This window comes from Oleiphilus sp. HI0123, from assembly GCF_001635315.1.
This window is the reverse complement of the sequence record NZ_LWGE01000321.1, coordinates 1-6,182: the sequence shown is the minus strand read 5'-3', so window position 1 is coordinate 6,182 and position 6,182 is coordinate 1. Positions and strand designations below refer to the sequence as shown.

Annotated in this window: 8 protein-coding genes; 4 read left to right on the top strand and 4 right to left on the bottom strand. The window is 42.9% G+C overall.

Annotated features, from left to right (window positions below):
- Nucleotides 1-140 precede the first annotated feature (140 nt).
- A complete protein-coding gene (locus A3761_RS03080; RefSeq protein WP_068553671.1) occupies nucleotides 141-617 on the top strand; it encodes an NYN domain-containing protein in 477 nt (158 codons plus the stop codon).
- Nucleotides 618-688: 71 nt separating this feature from the next.
- On the opposite strand, the gene A3761_RS03075 is transcribed toward A3761_RS03080, so the two are convergent.
- A complete protein-coding gene (locus A3761_RS03075) occupies nucleotides 689-1,204 on the bottom strand; it encodes a helix-turn-helix domain-containing protein (protein ID WP_068509360.1) in 516 nt (171 codons plus the stop codon).
- A 455-nt stretch (nucleotides 1,205-1,659) separates the two neighbouring features.
- Here A3761_RS03075 and A3761_RS26080 point away from each other — a divergent pair, with 455 nt between their 5' ends.
- Nucleotides 1,660-1,821 (top strand): hypothetical protein, encoded by a 162-nt coding sequence (locus tag A3761_RS26080; RefSeq protein WP_156490459.1) that lies wholly within the window; start codon nucleotides 1,660-1,662, stop codon nucleotides 1,819-1,821.
- Between the two features lie 77 nt (nucleotides 1,822-1,898).
- Here A3761_RS26080 and A3761_RS03070 read toward each other — a convergent pair whose 3' ends face one another.
- Nucleotides 1,899-3,176, bottom strand: coding sequence for an O-acetylhomoserine aminocarboxypropyltransferase/cysteine synthase family protein (locus A3761_RS03070; protein ID WP_068514179.1), 1,278 nt, complete (start codon nucleotides 3,174-3,176; stop codon nucleotides 1,899-1,901).
- A 203-nt stretch (nucleotides 3,177-3,379) separates the two neighbouring features.
- On the opposite strand from A3761_RS03070, the gene A3761_RS03065 reads away from it, so the two are divergent.
- Entirely contained in the window at nucleotides 3,380-4,216 is an 837-nt protein-coding gene (locus A3761_RS03065) for a mechanosensitive ion channel family protein (RefSeq protein ID WP_068514182.1), read from the top strand.
- Nucleotides 4,217-4,302: 86 nt separating this feature from the next.
- Entirely contained in the window at nucleotides 4,303-5,025 is a 723-nt protein-coding gene (locus tag A3761_RS03060) for a YdiY family protein (RefSeq protein ID WP_068509581.1), read from the top strand.
- 149 nt (nucleotides 5,026-5,174) lie between these two features.
- Here the strand turns inward: A3761_RS03060 and A3761_RS03055 are convergent, their stop codons facing one another.
- Together A3761_RS03055 and A3761_RS26755 are read right to left on the bottom strand one after the other, a co-directional pair.
- Nucleotides 5,175-5,798: a helix-hairpin-helix domain-containing protein gene (locus A3761_RS03055; protein ID WP_068514185.1), complete on the bottom strand. Its 624-nt coding sequence runs from the start codon at nucleotides 5,796-5,798 to the stop codon at nucleotides 5,175-5,177.
- A 140-nt stretch (nucleotides 5,799-5,938) separates the two neighbouring features.
- Nucleotides 5,939-6,182 (bottom strand): hypothetical protein (locus A3761_RS26755; protein ID WP_197472770.1); only part of this gene is annotated, 244 nt, incomplete at its 5' end.

Genomic DNA, 6,182 nt, shown 5'->3' with positions numbered 1-6,182 from the left:
GGCTGAAAACGTTCTTAATGATAACCCACTTCCAAGCCACTTCTTAACAATGGCTTCTTTAAACTCTTTTGAATAATGCTTCACTCATATTCTCTTACCGCCTCCTATTCAATTATTAAAAATTAACAGAGGCGACAACTATCCTGACACAGGGGGTTTTGGTCGACGTACAGAATATTTACTACACGACCAGACAAGCCTATGGCCGCCATTTTGATTACAATGCATTTTGGGCAAAGGTGACCCAAAATCGACACGTCGTTAATGCCGTGGCCTATGCAACGGAGCCCGCAGATGAAAAACAGAGACAGTTTCAGAATATACTTAGAGCGATAGGGTTTAAGGTAAAGTTGAAGCCCTACATTCAGCGCGCTGACGGCTCTGCTAAAGCTGATTGGGATGTCGGTATCACACTCGATGCTATGGAGTTTGCGGCACACAGTGACATCCTTGTTTTAGCATCTGGTGATGGAGATTTCGACCTGCTCGTCGATCGAATCAAACTGAAACACAGCTCTGCTGTAGAGGTCTACGGCGTTAAAGCACTAACAGCTTCGTCACTGATATGTTCCGCCACTAAGTTTGTCGCAATAGATACTGATTTATTACTTAACTAAATTCAGATCAAGCGATATGCTCGCCACTATTATCTTTACAACAATCTCATCGAGACTCTGAGTACTTATACTCAATAAACAATGTCATGAATATGCTCGGGGTCATCTGTCGTTAACTCCCCTCGCTCCAATTTCTTCTCTACACCTGGCCCTAATACTGGCTTCATATCCCTGGCATGTAAGTCATGTGCACAATGATCGCAAGCAAAACGAGGGCTGGAAACATGACCACAAGTTTTATGCTGGAACATAATCGGTGCACCGTCACCATCACATAGCCACTTGTCACCCCATTGAACAACCGTCATCAGCACCGGATAAAGATCCATTCCTTTCTCAGTTAAATGGTATTCATAACGAGACATCTTCTCGTCATATAAGACTTTGGTTAAAACCTCAGCTTCCACCAAACGATTTAGACGGTCAGACAAACGATGGCGGGTTATCCCTAAAGATTTTTGAAACTCTGAGAAGCGCCTGACGCGGCGAAATGCGTCCCGGATGATTAACAGCGTCCAACGATCACCAAATATTGATAATGCTCTAGCAATTGAACAAACCTGAGAGTCAATCTCTTCCCAACGCATAGCTACCTCTTTGCATTTTATTTGAATTATTCGCGCCTAATAAGACTAGCCACTGTTCCAATATACAAAGTTGATCTAAATCAAACAAAGCCATTATACCAGAAATAGAACAGTATTTTAGCAAGTCGTCACAATAGATTCACTTGACGAGTTCTATTATGGAACCATATACTTTACACAAGGTTCCAAAACGGAACCGTGATGAATTTGGCATTTTTACCCTAAGCCATATTTGTCTAATCCACCAAATAGTGAGGACTCGCTTATGAGCATCATGAAAGCTATTTCTAAATGGATTGATTACGAACTAGGGATTAGAAACATTGATTTGGAATTAGAAGCAGGCGACTTAGACTGAGCTTGCAGTTCGTATTCCTTCATGAGTTTACTTGTATTTATCGAAGCGCCAATACTTGCGCTGTAGTCTTTAAATAGACATTAAGAGGAATAAAATTATGTTTGGATTTCCATTTTTTACTAGCCTTATCGTAACGGTTGCAATGGTTGTCGGTTTTTCATTTATTATTAACCACGGCATCCAAAAGAAAAAAGCTAACAATGAAGACGCTATCTCTAATACAAGCCAAGGCGAAAAAGACACTAACTGCCACGCCTAAGCTAAGATCGCCGCTCTATTGAGCGAGTAAAATTGAGATAGAAAAATTGAGGCTGCTACATAGCAGCCTCTTTCGTTCTAGCCTACCGAAGCCTTCAGTGCTTGCTCCAAATCTTCAAGAATGTCATCGATATGCTCGATACCGATTGATAGTCGAATCATTTCAGGCGTAACACCCGCGACTTTCTGTTCTTCCTCTGTCATTTGCCTGTGCGTTGTCGAAGCAGGATGACACGACAATGATTTAGCATCACCAATATTTACCAAACGCTTAAACAGTGCCAAGGCATCATAGAAACGCGTACCTGCCTCTAAACCACCTTTAATTCCAAAGGTCATAATGGCCGACGGTGTACCTTTCATATATTTTTTGGCTAGCTCATGGTTCTCATCTGAGGGCAAGCCACCATAACCAACCCACTCAACTAGATCGTGCCCTTCTAGAAATTCGGCCACTTTTATTGCGTTTTCACAATGACGTTCCATACGAAGACCTAGCGTTTCAATTCCCTGAAGCAATAAAAAGGCATTCATAGGTGATAAGGCCGCCCCGGTATTACGCAAAGGAACTGTCCGGCATCGTCCAATAAAAGCTGCTGGCCCCATTGCCTCGGTATAGATCACGCCATGGTAAGCAGGTTCTGGCTCGTTCAACATAGGGAATCGTTCAGCATGCTCCGCCCAGGGGAAGTTTCCTGAGTCAACGACAATCCCGCCTAACGAATTACCATGCCCACCCATATACTTGGTAAGCGAATGAACAACAATATCTGCCCCATACTCAATAGGCTTACATAAAGCTGGCGTGGCAACTGTATTATCAACGATAAGCGGCACCCCCTTATCATGCGCAATCTTCGCCATGCCTTCCAGATCGATAACATTACCCGCGGGGTTACCAATACTCTCGCAATAAACGGCTGCGGTATTTTCATCAATCAGCTTTGCTAAGGACTCAGGCTTATCATCTTCAGCGAAACGTACATCAATTCCCTGGCTCGGCAGCATATGCTTGAAAAGTGTATAAGTACCGCCATAGAGCTGAGGTACTGAAACAATATTCTTGCCCTTGCTGGCGATCGTTATAATCGCGTAATGAATGGCAGCACTGCCAGCACTCACAGCCAAGGCCGCAATACCTTTTTCTAACTCCGCTACTCTTTTTTCAAGCACATCGTTAGTGGGGTTCATTATTCGCGTGTAGATATTACCCGGTACAGCCAGGTCAAATAAGTCAGCACCATGTTGAGCATTATCAAACTCGTATGCGACTGTCTGGTAAATAGGTGTTGCTACGGACTTGGTTGTAGGGTCTGTTTCATATCCGTGATGAATTGCGATGGTATCGTCTTTCATTTTAATCCTCGGCAATAATGATGAATGTTGGCGAATACGGGACACCGGAACAAAGAATCATAGATCAATTCCCAATAACACACACGCACTCAGATCAATGAAATATAAATANACTTTCTTTGTGACTTTTTCTCTTTTGCTTCTGTCTATGCTTCTGAATTTAAATTTCAAACTCACTTTTTTACTTAATCAAGGAAGCTTAAATGGAAGATATCAATCAAAGCAGCGATCAGATTCAAGAGCTGTTACAGACAGCCTACACACTCAGCTTAAGTTACGGCCCCAAACTGGTCTTAGCGATCGTTACGCTCATCATCGGCCTATGGGTCATCAATCGCTTCATACGCACTCTTAACAACAATCTCACAAGCAAGGTCGATGCGACGCTTGGTCAATTCGTCTGCAGCATTCTTTCAGTTATTCTGAAAGTAGTCTTGTTGATTTCAGTTGCCTCGATGGTCGGCATCGAGACAACATCATTTGTGGCAGTACTCGGTGCTGCCGGCTTAGCTGTTGGCCTAGCTCTTCAAGGAAGCCTAGCCAACTTCGCCGGAGGCGTTGTCATTCTGCTATTCAAGCCTTTCAAGGTAGGAGACCTGATTGAAGCTCAGGGCTACATCGGAAGCGTATCTGAAATTCAGATTTTCAACACCATTCTAAAGACGGGCGACAACCGAGTCGTCATCATTCCAAATGGCTCTCTTTCGAGCAGCAGCATGGTGAATATTAATAAAGAAACTACTCGCCGAGTCGATCTGAGCTTTGGCATTGGCTATGGCGACGATATTGACCAGGCCAAGTCTCTGCTGAAGTCACTCGCCAGTCATGATGCCCGAGTACTCAAAGACCCGGCTCCTGTATTTGTCGTTGCAGAACTTGCCGACAGCTCGGTTAACTTTACAGTCCGCTTATGGGTCAACACTAGCGACTACTGGGGTGTATTCTTTGATATGCAAGAAGGCGTGAAGAAAGCATTTGATGCGCACGGCATTTCAATCCCCTACCCACAACAAGATGTATATATGCATCAAGTAGCATAAACAAGAGACATTACTCTAGTAAATCGCTAAGATACGGCCAAAATTGAATCGTATCTTAGCCAAGCTTTATGAAAGGAAGAAATACTATGCAACACCTTAAACTTGCCACAGCAATTGCTCTCATCTCTACAAGCCTAAGCGCCACAGTAAACGCTGAAGAGGTCTCTGAACCTAACTGGGATGCAACGGCTGAACTTGGTTTTGTGATGACCAGCGGCAACTCGGATACAGAAACACTAAATGCCAAATTTAATGCTTCAACTGAATACACTGATTGGAAGCACACACTTCAACTAGAGGCGCTTAACAGCTCATCAAATGACGTAAGTTCTGCAGAAAGATATTTTGCTGAAGCGCAGTCTGACCGAAAGCTCTCTGATAGAGCTTATGCGCTTGGCGTCATCTCGTGGGAAAAGGATCGCTTTAGCGGTTTTGACCATCAAACCTCTATCGCACTGGGTTTAGGCTATAAAGCTATTGCAGAAGATAATATGGAATTGAATTTCGAGCTTGCGCCTGGTTATCGTGTGATCGAAGACAACAATGGCAATAACGAAGAAGATAGCATTATTCGTGCAGCTGAGATCTTCTCTTGGAAATTCAATGAAACATCTAGCCTTGACCAGTTCCTGAATACAGAAGCCGGCGACAGTAACACTGTGACACGTTTTGGTATCTCCTTAACCAGTCAGGTGCAAGAAGCCTTGTCAATGAAGGTTGGTTACACCATTAAGCATAGTTCTGATGTTCCAGCAGGTGCTGATAAAACTGATCGTGAAACGTCTGTCACGTTAGTCTATAAGCTGTAGCATTACTTTTTATGTAGGCAGCGATGGTGCTAACCCGCCAGCGAGCCGCGCAAGGCTCTGCCTACAGCAGAAAAGAAAGTATCAATCTGAAATTTCAGATACAAAAAAGGCAGCTTAATCGCTGCCTTTTTTATTGAAGCTTGAAACGCTTACTTCAACAATTCTTTAGCTTGCTCAACCCAAGAGTCTGAGCCGCGTACTGATTTGAACTCAGCCAACTTATCGGCAGGTGCATTAACGATATCTTCCAAGCTATTAAATCCCGCTGCATTCAATTTCTTAACCGTCGCAGGGCCAACACCTTTCATCGAAGAAATACCAGACTTAGCTGCACCAGTGGCTTTCTTAGTTGCTGTTGACGCTTTTGCTTTAGCAGTAGTCGCCGCCTTCTTAACAGTTGCTTTGGCTTTTTTAGCAGGCGTCTTTGGCGCTGGCATAATCTTATCCGCCAGAGGAAGCTTGCTTAATGCATCTTCAAGTTGACCAACCAGCTTATTCTTAGTCTCTAGCAAAGCTTCAGCACGCTCTTCAAATTCTTTCTGCTGCTTATTTAGCTGCTTTTGATACTGCTTCTCGATTTTCTTCAACCACTTTGTTGCAGGCTTAGTCGCCTCTTCACGCAACTCGTTTACTTGTGCAGTCAAATCATCAACCTGCTTCTGTAAATCTTTCTTAGTTGAAGTAACTTTCTTGTTGATATCTTTCAACAAGTCATTGCTCAGCTCTTTAACCTGAGAAACTTTCTTATCAATCTTCTTTGACGTTTTACCCATGCTTCACCCCTATTAAAACTACAAACAAATTAAACAATAAATACTAAACAGTATAAAAGTTACACGTTTTTTTTAGAGCATAACAACTAAAATCACGTGCACTAATGGTATTTTTATAATTTCTAACATGGCAGATTCAACTAATCCAATTTGCCATGTTCTTTAATATAGTCCTTTACCAAGCTCTCAATTAGCTTTTGTATACTCGTTTCTTGCTCTATCGCAATAATCTTCAGTGCTTTCAATGTTTTCTTATCTAAACGTAGGGAGGTATTTTTCTTAGCCTTCTCTTTTTTCTCGGATGCATGCACTTGATCAAGCTGAGGAGTCTTAGCCGTACCTTTCGACACTGCATCGGTTTTCTTATCTGTACTCTTGCGACTC

Bases quoted from the DNA above. Each gene is read 5' to 3' on its own strand.
- A3761_RS03075 (WP_068509360.1), bottom strand. From the start codon at position 1,204: ATGCGTTGGGAAGAGATTGACTCTCAGGTTTGTTCAATTGCTAGAGCA.
- A3761_RS03065 (WP_068514182.1), top strand. From the start codon at position 3,380: ATGGAAGATATCAATCAAAGCAGCGATCAGATTCAAGAGCTGTTACAG.
- A3761_RS03070 (WP_068514179.1), bottom strand. From the start codon at position 3,176: ATGAAAGACGATACCATCGCAATTCATCACGGATATGAAACAGACCCT.
- A3761_RS03060 (WP_068509581.1), top strand. From the start codon at position 4,303: ATGCAACACCTTAAACTTGCCACAGCAATTGCTCTCATCTCTACAAGC.
- A3761_RS03055 (WP_068514185.1), bottom strand. From the start codon at position 5,798: ATGGGTAAAACGTCAAAGAAGATTGATAAGAAAGTTTCTCAGGTTAAA.
- A3761_RS26080 (WP_156490459.1), top strand. From the start codon at position 1,660: ATGTTTGGATTTCCATTTTTTACTAGCCTTATCGTAACGGTTGCAATG.